Origin of the sequence: Streptomyces sp. NPDC057253 (assembly GCF_042669125.1) — a bacterium.
GTDB lineage: Bacteria > Actinomycetota > Actinomycetes > Streptomycetales > Streptomycetaceae > Streptomyces.
On sequence record NZ_JBHUXV010000003.1, the window covers coordinates 137,356 to 150,201 of the forward strand.

Annotated in this window: 13 protein-coding genes; 5 read left to right on the plus strand and 8 right to left on the minus strand. The window is 71.6% G+C overall.

Annotated features, from left to right (window positions below):
* Position 1 precedes the first annotated feature (1 nt).
* Complete coding sequence (locus tag ACFULQ_RS02710) at positions 2–1,273, plus strand: hypothetical protein (RefSeq protein ID WP_383537137.1); 1,272 nt, start codon at positions 2–4, stop codon at positions 1,271–1,273.
* A gap of 294 nt (positions 1,274–1,567) precedes the next feature.
* Positions 1,568–2,506 carry a YbhN family protein gene (locus ACFULQ_RS02715; RefSeq protein WP_383537140.1) on the plus strand — a complete coding sequence of 313 codons (939 nt, stop codon included), beginning with the start codon at positions 1,568–1,570 and terminating at the stop codon, positions 2,504–2,506.
* 33 nt (positions 2,507–2,539) lie between these two features.
* On the opposite strand, the gene ACFULQ_RS02720 is transcribed toward ACFULQ_RS02715, so the two are convergent.
* Together ACFULQ_RS02720 and ACFULQ_RS02725 are read right to left on the minus strand one after the other, a co-directional pair.
* The gene (locus ACFULQ_RS02720; RefSeq protein WP_383537142.1) at positions 2,540–3,376 is read right to left on the minus strand and encodes an ABC transporter permease; all 837 of its coding nucleotides are present in this window, start codon (positions 3,374–3,376) and stop codon (positions 2,540–2,542) included.
* Positions 3,377–3,444: 68 nt separating this feature from the next.
* The gene (locus tag ACFULQ_RS02725; RefSeq protein WP_383537144.1) at positions 3,445–4,203 is read right to left on the minus strand and encodes a hypothetical protein; all 759 of its coding nucleotides are present in this window, start codon (positions 4,201–4,203) and stop codon (positions 3,445–3,447) included.
* A gap of 179 nt (positions 4,204–4,382) precedes the next feature.
* Between ACFULQ_RS02725 and ACFULQ_RS02730 the strand changes: the two genes are divergently transcribed.
* Both ACFULQ_RS02730 and ACFULQ_RS02735 read left to right on the plus strand, forming a co-directional pair.
* Positions 4,383–5,090, plus strand: a complete 708-nt coding sequence (locus ACFULQ_RS02730) for a response regulator transcription factor (RefSeq protein WP_383537147.1) — start codon at positions 4,383–4,385, stop codon at positions 5,088–5,090.
* On the plus strand, positions 5,071–6,582 hold the full coding sequence (locus ACFULQ_RS02735; protein ID WP_383537149.1) for an ATP-binding protein: 1,512 nt from the start codon (positions 5,071–5,073) through the stop codon (positions 6,580–6,582). The genes ACFULQ_RS02730 and ACFULQ_RS02735 overlap by 20 nt, the downstream gene beginning before the upstream one ends.
* Positions 6,583–6,650: 68 nt before the next feature.
* On the opposite strand, the gene ACFULQ_RS02740 is transcribed toward ACFULQ_RS02735, so the two are convergent.
* The 6 genes from ACFULQ_RS02740 to ACFULQ_RS02765 all read right to left on the minus strand — a co-directional run bounded on the left by ACFULQ_RS02740 (position 6,651) and on the right by ACFULQ_RS02765 (position 11,827).
* The gene (locus tag ACFULQ_RS02740; RefSeq protein WP_383537152.1) at positions 6,651–7,727 is read right to left on the minus strand and encodes a sodium-dependent transporter; all 1,077 of its coding nucleotides are present in this window, start codon (positions 7,725–7,727) and stop codon (positions 6,651–6,653) included.
* Between the two features lie 202 nt (positions 7,728–7,929).
* A complete protein-coding gene (locus tag ACFULQ_RS02745) occupies positions 7,930–9,318 on the minus strand; it encodes a sensor histidine kinase (protein WP_383537155.1) in 1,389 nt (462 codons plus the stop codon).
* Positions 9,315–9,980 carry a response regulator transcription factor gene (locus ACFULQ_RS02750; RefSeq protein ID WP_383537158.1) on the minus strand — a complete coding sequence of 222 codons (666 nt, stop codon included), beginning with the start codon at positions 9,978–9,980 and terminating at the stop codon, positions 9,315–9,317. The genes ACFULQ_RS02745 and ACFULQ_RS02750 overlap by 4 nt, the downstream gene beginning before the upstream one ends.
* Positions 9,934–10,665 (minus strand): phosphatase PAP2 family protein, encoded by a 732-nt coding sequence (locus ACFULQ_RS02755; protein ID WP_383537160.1) that lies wholly within the window; start codon positions 10,663–10,665, stop codon positions 9,934–9,936. The genes ACFULQ_RS02750 and ACFULQ_RS02755 overlap by 47 nt, the downstream gene beginning before the upstream one ends.
* Positions 10,662–11,165, minus strand: a complete 504-nt coding sequence (locus tag ACFULQ_RS02760; RefSeq protein WP_383537163.1) for a phosphatase PAP2 family protein — start codon at positions 11,163–11,165, stop codon at positions 10,662–10,664. Before ACFULQ_RS02760 ends, ACFULQ_RS02755 begins: the two co-directional genes overlap by 4 nt.
* Complete coding sequence (locus tag ACFULQ_RS02765; RefSeq protein ID WP_383537165.1) at positions 11,162–11,827, minus strand: DedA family protein; 666 nt, start codon at positions 11,825–11,827, stop codon at positions 11,162–11,164. The genes ACFULQ_RS02760 and ACFULQ_RS02765 overlap by 4 nt, the downstream gene beginning before the upstream one ends.
* Positions 11,828–12,040: 213 nt before the next feature.
* Between ACFULQ_RS02765 and ACFULQ_RS02770 the strand changes: the two genes are divergently transcribed.
* Positions 12,041–12,454, plus strand: coding sequence for a BlaI/MecI/CopY family transcriptional regulator (locus tag ACFULQ_RS02770; RefSeq protein WP_383537167.1), 414 nt, complete (start codon positions 12,041–12,043; stop codon positions 12,452–12,454).
* Positions 12,455–12,846 lie beyond the last annotated feature (392 nt).

Genomic DNA, 12,846 nt, shown 5'->3' on the forward strand with positions numbered 1-12,846 from the left:
CATGACGACGACAACGGAAGCGCGCACGCGCAACGGGCGCCTCATGCTCAACAAGGTCCCCGAGGTCACCCTCTGGTTCTGGGTGATCAAGATCCTGTGCACCACCGTGGGTGAGAGCTTCGCCGACTGGATCAACATGAAGCTGGGCGTCGGCCTGGTGAACACGGCCTGGATCTTCACCGGGGTGTTCGTGGTGGTCCTGGCCGTCCAGCTGCGGCTGAAGCGGTACGTCCCGTTCCCCTACTGGCTGACGGTGGTCGTTGTCAGCGTCACGGGGACCCTGTACACCGACATCCTCACCGACCAGCTCAACGTGCCGCTGTGGATCAGCTCCGCGGTCTTCTCGGTGCTGCTCGCGGTGGTCTTCGGCGTGTGGTGGCTGCGCGAGCGCACCCTGTCGATCCACTCGGTCACCACGCTTCCGCGCGAGTCGTTCTACTGGCTCGCCGTTCTCGTCACCTTCGCGCTCGGCACGGCGACCGGCGACTGGACCCTCGAGCTCACCGGCTGGAGCCCGGGCGCCTCCGTTCTGCTGCCGCTCGGCCTCATCGGCGCGATCACGCTGCTGTGGAAGTTCGGCGCGAACCCCGTGCTGTCCTTCTGGCTCGCCTACATCCTGACCCGCCCGCTGGGGGCGAACATCGGCGACTGGCTCGCCTCCCCGAAGGTCGCCCAGCCGGGCGAGCCGACCGGCCTCGCGCTCGGCACCTTCACCACCAGCCTGATCTTCCTCGGCCTGATCCTGGCGACCGTGGTCTACCTGACGGTGACGCGCTCGGACGTGACCGAGACCTACGAGGCCGCCCACGCCGCCCACACCACCGGCGACCTCCGAAAGGAGCGCATCGGTCTGGCCGGCTTCGCACTCCTCGCCGTCGCCACCACGGGCCTGCTGATCTGGGCCCACGGCCAGCCGCACACCGGCCCGGCGCCGGAGGAGGACAACACGTCCGCGGTCCAGCTGGCCCCGGGCGAGGCGGTGAAGAAGTTCCCGCCCGCCAAGGTCACCGCTTTGAAGGCCCTCGCCTCCACGTCGCTCAAGGACGCCCGATCCGGAGACACGAAGGGAGCGCACGCGGCCGCCCAGTCGCTGCGTGACCTGTGGGACGCCGACCAGACCTCGCTGGAGCCGCTGGACGAGACCGGGTGGACCTCCATCGACGCCCAGATGGACAAGGTGCTGGGGACCTTCGGCATCGATCACTCGAACCCGCCGAAGCCGCCCGCGCAGCAGGAGAAGGAACTGAACGCCCTCCTGACGGACATGGGCTGAACGGCCACCCGACGCCCGGGCGGCGGATACGGCGAGTCGCCTGCGCCGGCCCGGGCATCTCCCCGCCACAAGGGTGAGGGAGACGGCTCTCTCACCTGTCTCTAACCGACGAGCCGTACGGTGAAGTGGCCTCCTACGAACTGTAGGAGATCATGGTTCCGAGGCGCGTGACGACGAAAGGTGCGGGATGGCGGACGGCTCGAACGCCACGATGACCGGTGCCTCTCGCACCGGCTTCATGGAGCGGGTCGGCGCCCTCCACGCCTACGTTGCTCCCCACGCCCCGCAGGGGCGGTGACCGTGTCCGACAGCGTGACCGTGACCGCGGGCAGGCGCCCCTACGTCCGGCTGGGCGTCACCCTCGCGGTGGTCGTCGCCGCCGGCGGCATGCTCGCGATGCACCGGGCCACTCTCGACAGCGGTACCGACCAACTGGCCGCCGCCGACGGGGAATGGCTCGTGCTCGCCTGCTTCGCCACTCTCGCCACGTGGGTGTGCGCTGCTGTGGCGCAGCAGGGGGCGGTGGTCGAGCGGCTGCCGAGGGGACGGCTGGTGGCCGCTCAGTTCGCGGCGTGCGCCGCCAACGACCTCCTGCCCGCGGGAGCGGGGGCGAGCCTGGTCAACCTGCGGTTCCTGAAGCGGTGCGGCCTGTCCACCGGGCGCTCGGCGACCGCGCTTGCGGTGAAGGCGGCCGTCGGCGGGATCGTCCGGTGCGTGCTGGGCGTCGTCCTGCTGGTGGCGTCACCGGGCGCTGTTCCGTTGTCGGCGCGGGTCCCGCATGTGCTGGTCCTGGTGCCGGTGGTGGCGGCGGCCGTCGTGCTGGCGGTGGTGGCCAGCGGACGGCTGAGGCGGGCGGTGGGGCGGGCCGTGACCGACGTGCGGGAGGTGCATCGCTCCCGAGGGCGGGCCTGCGCGCTGTGGGGCGGCTCGGTCGCGTTTGCGTTGCTGCACGCGGCCGTGGTCGTGGCCGTGGTCCACGCGCTCGGGCTCGCGTTGCCCACGAGCCATGTGGTGATGGCGTACCTCGTGGCCAGCGGGGCGGCGGCCCTGCTTCCCACGCCCGGTGGACTGGGGTCGCTGGACGCCGCGCTCGCCTTCGCGCTCACGGCTGCCGGGGCACCGGGGCAGACGGCGATCTCGGCGGTCATCGGCTATCGCCTGCTCACCGGCTGGCTTCCGATGGCACCGGGACTGCTGGTCCTGGGGTTGCTCGCCCGGCGGTCGGCGCTCTGAGACAGCGGAACGCCCTCGCGCAGTCTACCGTCCTCAGCGACGCGGCAGCCGTTTCATCGGCCGCCTCGCCCTGCGTGGCGCTCCTGTCGGCGTGCCGGGTACCGGGCGGTGCAAACGATCGCGGGCGACGAGTTCGAGCGTCACCGCGACCGCGACGGACTGCACGGCCATGAGCGCGATCAGGACGAACAACTGCACCGCCCCGGCCATCACGGGACTCGCCCCTGCCATCAGCATGCCGACGAAGGCACCGGGGAGGGTGACCAGCCCGACCGTCCGCGTCTGGTCGAGGCCCGGCAGCAGTGCCTCCGACGCCGCGGGGCGGGCGATCTCCATGCGTGCGTCCCGGTCCGGGAAGCCCAGGGCCATCGCGGCTTCCACCTCCCCATGGCGCTGGGTGAGTTCGTCCAGGGCACGGCGTCCGGCGAGGACGGTCACGGTGAGCGCGCCGCCGATGAGGATGCCCGTGATCGGGATCAGGGCTATGCCCCGCAGCGGGACGAGTCCCGTCAGCAGCAGGGCCGCGACGACCGGCACCACGCCGGCGGCGATCGGGGCGGCCGTGAGCCACCAGGTGCGGTCGCCGGTGATCCTCCGTCCGGCCGTACGCACCGCCACCGAGAACATGACGACCAGGAACGCCAACAGCCCTGGCACAAACTTGACGGCCCACGTGATGACCACCGACACGACGGCCAGCTGAGCCGCGGCCCTCAGTCCGGCGACGAGGATCTCCCGGGCCCGGCTCCTGTAGGGGTACGGGTCGAGATGGAACCGGCCCGCGACCACGGCCGCCGCCAGGAGCAGAGCGGCGAGCAGGACGCCGAGGGTGATGTTGACGGGGACGAGGGATGCCGCACTCGACGTCACGTCAGAGCCAGACCTCACTTCTCAACCCGCCGGATCCGGCGGCCGCGTTCGGGCCGGTTCAGCGTCTCCTAGCCCCTGACAGCGGTCAACACGTTCTCCTCGAAGGGGCCGCCCTTGACCGTGACCTCCTTCACCGTGCCGATGCCCTTGACGTAGTACTTGTTGTCCACGACCCCCGGCTCCAGCGGCGTCCATTCCTTCGTGCGCAGGGCCCCGGTGAAGGTCTTGTACGGGACGGACACACGGGAGGTCAGGTTCAGGATCTGGAATCGGTCCTCGGCCTGGCCGGGGTAGTACTCCTGCTGTCCGGTGGCGCCGGGTACGGGGTGGGCGGGCAGGAAGATGCCCGGGCGGGCGCCGTCACGGCCGGCGCGCCAGGTGCCCTCGGTGGAAATCATGTCGCCGTGGGCATCGAGTTCGGCGGTGTCCTCGCCGAAGTACCAGACGTTTCCGGCGGCGTCCTGGGCGTAGTAGTCGCGGGTGGCCTCGTGAAGGGTGCCGTCGGTGTAGAGACGGTCCTGGACGACCCGGCAGGGGATGCCGGTGATCCTCTCGGTCTCGCGGGTGACGGTGAGGTACTCCGTGGACTTGGCGCCGTCCTTGGTGCCGCTGTAGACCAGCGTCCGGCCGGGCGGCAGCGGGAACCACGGGTTGTCGACGGTCGCCGAGAAGCTGCGGGGGACCGGGGTGGTCGTCGCGGCCGCCGGGGACCGGTGGCTCGAACTCCCCGGACTCCCCGGACTCCCCGAACTCGACGAACAGGCCGTCAGTACGACCGTGGCCGCGCAGCCGGCGGCGACGGTGAGGACCAGTGTTCTGCGTGCCATGCCTATGCCGATCATCGGGACTCCTTCGTCGACCGTGGCTTCCGAGCCTGCGCGCGACTGCCTAAGGGGACCCTGAAACGGTCCCCACGAGTCCCTGAGGGGTCCCTCGGGCGGACTCAGCGTCCCCTTAGAAACCCCCGGCTACGCTGGATACAAGCAGGTCCTCGCGAGGAGGCACTATGCGGATTCTCGTGGTCGAGGACGAGGCGCCCATGGCCGAGCTGGTGCGGCGCTGTCTGGCGGAGAACGGCTTTGCTGTCGATGTGGCCGCCACCGGCGAGGACGCCCTCTGGTACGCCGCGGAGACCGACTACGACGTGATCGTCCTGGATGTGATGCTGCCGGGCATCGACGGTTTCGGCGTGCTGCGTGAGATCCGTGCCGCCGGCCGGTGGGCGCCCGTCCTGCTGCTGACCGCGCTGGACGCCGTCGAGGATCGGGTGCGCGGACTGGACCTGGGCGCGGACGACTACCTCGTCAAGCCCTTCGCCTTGGCCGAACTGCTGTCCCGGTTGCGCGCGCTGATGCGCCGGGGCGCCCGTGAACGCCCCGCCGTGCTCACCGTCGGAGATCTCACCCTCGATCCGGCGACCCGCTCCGTGGCCCGGGGCGGAACTCCTGTCATGTTGACGGCCAAGGAGTTCGCGCTGCTCGAGTGCCTGATGCGGCGGCCCGGGCAGGTCCTGTCCAAGGCCGAACTCATCGAGCATGTATGGGACTTCACCTTCGACGCGGACTCGAACGTCGTGGAGGTGTACGTCGGTTACCTGCGTCAGAAGATCGACCGTCCCTTCGGACGACAGTCACTGCGCACCTCCCGGGGTGCCGGCTACTGGCTGAGAGATGACTGCAGGGAGCACGCGGATCATGCGCGGCCCGTTGGCTAGGCTCCCGCTCCGACTCCGCCTCACGCTCGCTTTCGGCCTGGCGATGGCGGTGGTGCTGACCGCGCTGGGGGCCTTCCTCTACATCCGGATGGGTACCGAGCTGACCCGCGCCGTCGACCTCGACCTGCGCGCACGGGCCGCGGCCACCGTCAGCGCGCTGGCCCAGCGCGAACGCGCACCGCTGGACGCGGGCCGCGGACTCATCGACCCCGACGAGTCGTTCGGCCAGATCCTCACGCCGCGCGGGGACGTCATCGAGACGACCCCGGCCGTCACGGCAGCGCCCATGCTGCCGCCGGACACCGTACGAACCGTCACTGAGCCGGTCTTCCTCAGCCGCCATGTCGTGGGCATCGACGACCCCGCCCGGCTGCTCGCCCTGCCCGTTCGCCTGCCGGGGACGGTCGCACAGCCCGCGGTCCTCGTCGTCGGCGCACCGCTCGGCGACCGCGCGGAGGCGCTGGACCGGCTGCTGCTCCTGCTGCTCATCGGCGGCCCGCTCGCCCTGGCGGCGTCCTCGTACGTGGGCTGGCTGCTCGCCGGCGCGGCCCTGCGACCGGTCGAGCGCATCCGCCGGGAGGCCGCCGCGATCTCCGAGGCCGAGCCCGACCGGCGCCTCACCGTCCCGCCGACCGGCGACGAACTGGCCCGACTCGCGGACACCCTCAACGCCATGCTCGCGCGCCTCCAGGAGGCGCTGGAACGCGAGCACCGCTTCGTCGACACCGCAGGACACGAACTGCGCACTCCGCTGACCCTGCTGCGGGCCCAGCTCGAACTGGCCACGTCCCGACCGCGCGACCGCGGCGAACTCGAAGCCGCCCTACGCTCCGCCGCCGCCGAGACCGACCGCCTCGTCGGACTCGCCGAGGATCTCCTTGTCCTCGCCCGTACGCGACAGGGCCGGCTCCCGCTGCGCCGCGAACCGGTGTCCCTGGCGCGGCTGCTCACCGACGCGGCCGAGGCGTTCCGCGCCCGCGCGAGCGCCGCCGGCTCCACGGTCACCGTGGCATGCGCGGGCAGCCGCGAAGCGACCGCCCACCTCGATCCGGTACGGCTGCGCCAAGTCCTGTACAACCTCCTCGACAACGCCCTGCGCCACTCCGGCCCCTCAGGGCCGGGCCGCATCACCCTCGGCGCCGAACACGTGGACGGCGTCGTGCACTTGTCCGTGCGTGACGAAGGTCAGGGCTTCCCCGCCGGCATGGTCGCCGGGCCGCCGCCGAACCCGGCTTCCGACGGGCTCGGCCTCGCCATCGTCGGGATGATCGCCGCGGCCCACGGCGGTCGGGTGAGCCTCGCCGACCACCCGTCGGGCGGGGCCCTCGTGACCGTAAGCCTGCCCACCGCGGCAGCGCAGCCCGACGGTGCCCAGCGCCTGAGGGCAGCGGTCGGCTCGCGGATCGGACCGGCCGAGGCAGCGGACGAGCATGGCGCACACCGCTGCGGCGAGGAGCGCGGCGACGGCATTGGGCCGGGCGAAGCGGTGTAGCACGCGGGCGCGGGGTGTGTCGTGCCGCCGCGTTCGTGGGGCTGCCTCGTGTCACCGGGGGGCGCTGCTCACGGTGACGCGGGGCAGGGCGGGTGCCGACGGCCCGCCGTCCGCACGACCCGGCTCGCGGCTGTCTTCTGCAGCAGTCCGTAGGCGAGCACCGGCAGGAGCAGGTGTGGTTTGTCGGGCAGCGTGGTGGTGATCAGGACTGCGCTCGCGCTGCTGTTGTTCATGCCGCAGGCGAGCGTCAGCGAGGAGGAGGCGGGACCGTCCAGATGCAGGAGCCGCGCGGCGGTCCGGCCCAACGTGAAGGACAGCAGGCAGACGAGCGCGGCCACGGCCAGCGCGGCGGCGAACAGGAGGGGGCGTGGGTGCGCGAGGAACGAGCCCAGGGCACCACTGGCGTTGACGTACGTCAGGACGAGCGATCCGGCCAGCGCCACGGGCACGATCACGCGCAGGGCCCGGCCCCGCCACGTCGTCGGCAGGGCGAGGCGGAGCAGGATGCCGACGGCACAGGGGAGGACCACGGTGACGAGGGCGAAGCCGCCGTTGGCCGCGCGGCCGGTCGTCGCGAGCGTGGCCGCGTAGCCGCCGTCGAGGAGTGGCACCAACGTGGTGATGACCAGCGGGATGGTGAGCGGGCTGAGGAGGGTGGAGGCGAGGACGAGTCCCACCATGGTGGGTTGGTCACCGGCACCCTTGCCGGTCCAGACGGTGGCTCCGGCGGCCACCGGCATCGCCACGATCAGGATCATCGAGGTGATCAGTCCGCTGCCGCCGTCGCTGTCCGGGGTGCGGTGCAGTCCGAACGCGACGACGGGGATGACCAGGAGCGGGATCACGAGGTGGAGGAGCATTCCGGCCAGCAGGGTGGTGGGTTTGCGGAGCAGGCGGCCCAGTTCGTGGACGGACACCTGGAGTCCCGCGGAGAAGAGCACCAGGGACAGCAGCAGCGGGGCGGTGCTCAGGGACAGGCCGGTCACGGTGCCGATCGGCACGGTGTGGTCCCGGCGCAGCCACAGGCCGGGGTCGGGCAGCAGGAGGGCGGCGATGTAACACAGCACGACAGCCCGGCCGAGCCGACGGCGCAGCCAGGCCGTCAGCGGGTCGGCAGGCGGTGGGGAGGCGGTCGTACGGTTCAAGGCGGCCTTCTTCCATGGCGGCGGAGGGGACGGGGCGGGGCGCCGCTATGCAGGAGCGATGATCACGAGTCGTCATGTCGCTCATGGTGCTCGGGTGAGGGGGAGAGGGCCGCCGATGACGCACGGCGGTCAGGATGCGTTCAGGTATCCCGTGACACGGGCGGGCGGGTACGGGACCTCTCAGACGCCCCCGCTGAATCCGTCAGCCGGCGGGCAGGTCGACCAGGAAACGCGCCCCGGGTGTGTGCCCGGGGTCGTGCGAGACCTCGCCGCCGACGGAGCGCGCCAGGCGCCGCGCGAGCGGCAGTCCCAGGCCCGCCCCGTCGTGCCCGTCGCCGAAGTCCGCGCGCCGGCCGGGCTGGAAGAGATCGTCGAGGAAGTCCTGCGGTACGCCGGGACCGTCGTCGGTGACGAAGATGCGGACGCCCCCGGGCAACTGCCTCGCGGACACGGTCACCGTGGAGTGGGCGTAGCGAACGGCGTTGGCCAGCAGCGGGCTGACGATGCGTGCGAGCAGAGCGGAGACGACGCCCGCCTCCATCTGCTGGTCCGGCACGTCGACGACGGTCTTCAGCTGTTCGCGTGCGGCGAGGTCCTCGACCAGCCGCCGCAGCACGGGAGCGACAGCGGTGGTACCGACGGCCGTGGTGGTGTCCCGGGCTCCGTCACGGGCGCCTTCGCGGGCGTCGTTCAACAGCGTGTCGCAGATGGTGCGCATGGACTGGGCGGCCTCCGCGATCACCTCGTGGGTGGCGTTCGTCTCGGCGGCCGAGCGGGGGCGGGCCCGCCACCAGTCGAGCTCGACGACGATCCGGGTGAGCGGGGTGCGCAGTTCGTGGGACAACTTCCCCGTCAGCTGCTGCTCGTGACGCAGCACCGTGCGGATGCGGTCCAGCAGTGCGTCCAACGAGGTGCCCAGGCGGGCCAGTTCGGCCGGCTGGTGCTCGGCGCCGAAACGCTGGTCGGAACCGACGGCGCTCCACTGGGTGGCCTGGTCGGTCATGGTGCGCACGGGGCGCAGCGCCCGGCCGACGGCCAGCCGCGTCAGCGCGTAGGTGCACACGAGCATGACGGCGTCCAGGATCAGCGAGCCCGACAGCAGGGTGCCGGCGGAGTTGCGGTAAGGGGCGAGATCCACGGCTGTGACGACGGTGGCGGTACTGCGAAGGCCGGACACGGGGCGGGAGCACAGGCGGACGAGGCGGCGGTTGTCTGTCCGCACCGTCGTGCAGACCTGCCCGGCCCGCGCGGCGAGCCGGTCAGCGGCCCGGGTGAGCGCACCGCCGACCGTGGCGGACGGTGGCTTCTCCAGCAACCGTGTCCCGGTGTAGATCCACACGTTCGCGTCGAGCAGGCTGTCGTTGGCGGTCTCCAGGACCCGCGCTCGGGGGCCGCTGGTGTCGACGGTGGTGGCGACGGCGGCGGCGCGGTTGCGCAGTTCGTCGTCGGCCTGGTGCTGGAGGTGCCGGTCCATCGCGGTGTTGAACACCACGGTCAGCACGGTCATCAGGAGCGCGGCGGTGGTCAGTGCCACGAGCGAGAGCCGACCACGCAGTGTGCGGGGCGCAAGAACGCGCGCGAGCCGCTTCACGACAGCCGGTGCCCGATCCCGCGTGTCGTGGTGAGGCCGAGACCACTGCCCGCCGCGCGCAGCTTGCGGCGCAGTCGGCTCAGATACTGGTCGAGCGTGTTGTCGCTGACCTGGGCGCCGTCCGGCCAGGCGGCCCTGACCAGGTCGCGGCGGGACACGAGGGCCCCGCCCGCGGCCATGAGCGTGGCCAGCAGACGGAACTCCGTGGGGGACAGGTCGATGTGGACGTCGCCGACGAGCGCGCAGTGCCGGGTCGCGTCCAGGACCAGATCTCCGACGGTGGCCACGGCCGCGGGCGCGGCCCGTTTGAGTGCGGCCCGCAGCCGGGCGACGAGTTCGGCGAGATGGAACGGCTTGGGCAGGTAGTCGTCGGCGCCGGCGGAGAACCCGGACAGCCGGTCGCTGAGGTGATGGCGGGCCGTCAGGAAGATGATCGGCGCGGCGAACCCGCCCGCGCGCAGCGCCTGGCAGACGTCCCGGCCGTCCGCGTCGGGCAGCCCGACATCCAGGACGACGGCCGCGATGTCGTCGGTGGTGGCCAGCCGCAGGGCGGTCGCACCGTCGGCGGCGGGCACGGGGTCGAAGTCCTCTTCGAGCAGGCCGCGGCGCAGCACGTCACGCAGGGCGTGATCGTCCTCTACGACCAGGATCTTGTGGCGCATGGCCCTCCGTTGGACTGTCCGGCGCACGGGGCGTGCCGGAGACGAACGATGCGGGCAGCCACCGGGTCATCGCGTACAGGCACACTCCGAGCCATCCGGTGGCGAACAGCCAGCCACCGATGACATCGGTGAACCAGTGCACGCCCAGATAGACCCGGGACAGGCCCACCAGCGCGCCCCAGCACCCGATGACGACCCGGAGCGGGGTGGCGCCGCGCGGGGCGCGCAGGGAGACGGCGACGATCAGCAACCCGGCAGTGAGGGCCGCTGTGGTGGTGTGTCCCGAGGGGAACGCCCACCCGCCCGCTGACGCCGCCCAGTCGGCACGGGCGGGACGCGGCCGCTGGACGGCTTCCATCACCCCGTAGCGCAGCGCCTGACCGGTGGCCAGACAGGCAAGGGCCAGAGCGGCGGCCCCCATCCGTCGCCGTGCGGTGCGTCCCGCGACCATGCCGGCCAGCACGGCGAGGACGTAGGGGACGGGACCGCTGCCGGTATCGGTCACCCCTCGGGCCAGAGCCACGGCGACGTCCGGCCGATGGCCGAGCGACCAGGTCAGGAAGCCCTCGTCCGACCACAAAGGGGCGCCGTCATGGCCGAGCACCACCATCGTGAGGACGCCGAACGCCACCCAGGCACCGAGACCGACCGTCCCGGCCAGGTCGGCGGCGTCGCGCCGATTCATGAGGGGCTCAGCAGCCGGTGCAGGCGGCCGGAACCGATCCACCGGGCCATCGACCGCGACCACCGTCGCAGCACGAGCATCGCCGTCAGTGCGACGAGTCCACCGACCAGCACGCCTGCCACGACGTCGTACGGACAGAGCGCGCCGACCCACACCCGCGAGGCCGCCATCGCCACGGCCGCGACGGCCCCCAGCCGAGGCGAGACGAGGAGCAGGGCTACGGCGGCAGCCGCGATCGCCGCGTGGTTGCTGGGGAAGGACCAGTCGCCGGGCGCCGGACACGTCTCCGGGGTCTTCACCCGAAGGCTCTGACACGGCCGGTCCTCGCGCACCGCCGGCTTCATCAGGGCATCCACGCCGTAGCCGACGACCGCGACCACCAGCATGGCCGGCGCCCTCACCGCGGCCGTATCTCCGAAGGCCTGCGTATGCCGGGCCAGACGCACCACGTGGGGATACGCAGTGCCGTCGACGGACGCCCCGTCGAAAGCCATGATCACCTGTGTTCTCCCTCGGGTCGGCCGTCCCGCCGCGCCCTGTAGACCTCGGCGGCCAGGGGGATCAGCGACACGAGAACGATCAACGCCACCAGCGGGAGCAGGTAACGGTCGACGTTGGGGATCGACGAGCCGAGCGCGTACCCCGCGAGGGTGACTCCGAGGCTCCACACGAGGCCGCCGACGATCTGCCACAGCGTGAACGTGCGCACCGGTACCTCCAGCGCGCCGGCCATCGGATTGAGTACGGTCCGCACCACCGGCACGAAACGGGCCAGCGTGATCGCCTTCGCGTGTCCGTACCGCTCCAGCAGTTCCTCGGCGCGTTTCGCTCCCTGGTGCAGACGCTGCGAGCGGCTGCGGGCCAGCAGTGCTCCACCCGCCTTCCGGCCGAGCAGGTAGCCGCACTGCGCCCCGGCCAGGGCGCCTGCCGCGGCCGCGACCAGGAGCGGTCCCAGTGACAGGTGCACGCTCGACTCCGCCGAGCCCGTGCACAGCAGACCGGCCGTGAAGAGCAGCGAGTCGCCTGGCAGGAAGAAGCCGACCAGCAGCCCTGTCTCGGCGAACAGCACCACCCCGACGCCCAGCACACCGAACGCAGCCAGCAGTGAATGAGCGTCCAGCACGTTCACGGCCAGCTGTGTTGCCGGGTGGATCGGTGTCATGGCGAGGGGGCCTTTCCGGCAGGTGACGTGGTGTCTGCGATGCGCCCGGCCGCGAGTACGTGGCTGGGCGGGGACCGCACTCGCCGAGCCTACATCTACAAGATGTAGTAGATGTTCGGGCGCGTGTGCGGTTCGCAGCCGGAGCATAACTCCTACAACTAGTAGGAGATGGCCGGGTAATCTGTGCGGACGATCGGTGAACGGAGGCATCCGGTGGAGGAGCGAGAGGACGGCGGCGCCCGCGGGGGGTCCGGCAGGCGAGCCCGCGGCGAACTGGAGAGCGCAGTCCTCGCCGCGCTCTGGGCCGCCGACGGTCCCCTGACCGCAGGCCAGGTGCGGGAGGCGCTGCCGGGCGACCTGGCGTACACGACCGTCCTGACCATCCTGTCCCGGCTGCACGACAAGGAGATGCTCGTCCGGCACCGCGAGGGCCGCGGGTACGCGTACGAGCCGGCCCGCGACGAGGCGTCGCACACCGCCCAGCGCATGCGGTCGCTGCTCGAGGGCGGTTCCGACCGCGAGGCGGTCCTGGCCCGCTTCGTCTCGGAACTGTCCGAGCAGGACGAGCAGGTGCTGCATCAGCTCCTGTCCGGGCACGATGCTCGCAGCGGAGACGATCGCTCTTGAGGCGTATGAGTCGCCTGCAGCAGCACAGGGCCGCGGGGAGTGACAGCCAGGACATGGTCCGCCCGATCACCCACCTGTGGGCGATGCGCACGCCGATGTGCTTGCCCCACAGTCATTTCCGCAGGTGGGGAACGTCGTACGCCTTGTCCGCGTGCAGCCGATGCGGCGTTTGGCGGCCCTCGACCGAAACGCTCGACTGGGACACCCCCGCCGAGCGTCTGACTAAGCTCCTGACAGCCGGCTGATCAGCAGTGTTGCAAGGACCCCTTGAATCCGCCCCCCCCGGCTGATCCCGCTGGTCCAAGCCGTCCCGCCGATCCGTGGCAAGTGCGGCCAGTCGTTGCGCTGTACCCGGCACGTATGCGCCGTCCGCGGCTACGACCACGACGTCT

What these genes read in the sequence shown, in the direction of transcription:
- ACFULQ_RS02710 (WP_383537137.1), top strand. Translation starts at nt 2, where the DNA reads ATGACGACGACAACGGAAGCGCGCACGCGCAACGGGCGCCTCATGCTC.
- ACFULQ_RS02725 (WP_383537144.1), bottom strand. Translation starts at nt 4,203, where the DNA reads ATGGCACGCAGAACACTGGTCCTCACCGTCGCCGCCGGCTGCGCGGCC.
- ACFULQ_RS02730 (WP_383537147.1), top strand. Translation starts at nt 4,383, where the DNA reads ATGCGGATTCTCGTGGTCGAGGACGAGGCGCCCATGGCCGAGCTGGTG.
- ACFULQ_RS02735 (WP_383537149.1), top strand. Translation starts at nt 5,071, where the DNA reads ATGCGCGGCCCGTTGGCTAGGCTCCCGCTCCGACTCCGCCTCACGCTC.
- ACFULQ_RS02750 (WP_383537158.1), bottom strand. Translation starts at nt 9,980, where the DNA reads ATGCGCCACAAGATCCTGGTCGTAGAGGACGATCACGCCCTGCGTGAC.
- ACFULQ_RS02755 (WP_383537160.1), bottom strand. Translation starts at nt 10,665, where the DNA reads ATGAATCGGCGCGACGCCGCCGACCTGGCCGGGACGGTCGGTCTCGGT.
- ACFULQ_RS02765 (WP_383537165.1), bottom strand. Translation starts at nt 11,827, where the DNA reads ATGACACCGATCCACCCGGCAACACAGCTGGCCGTGAACGTGCTGGAC.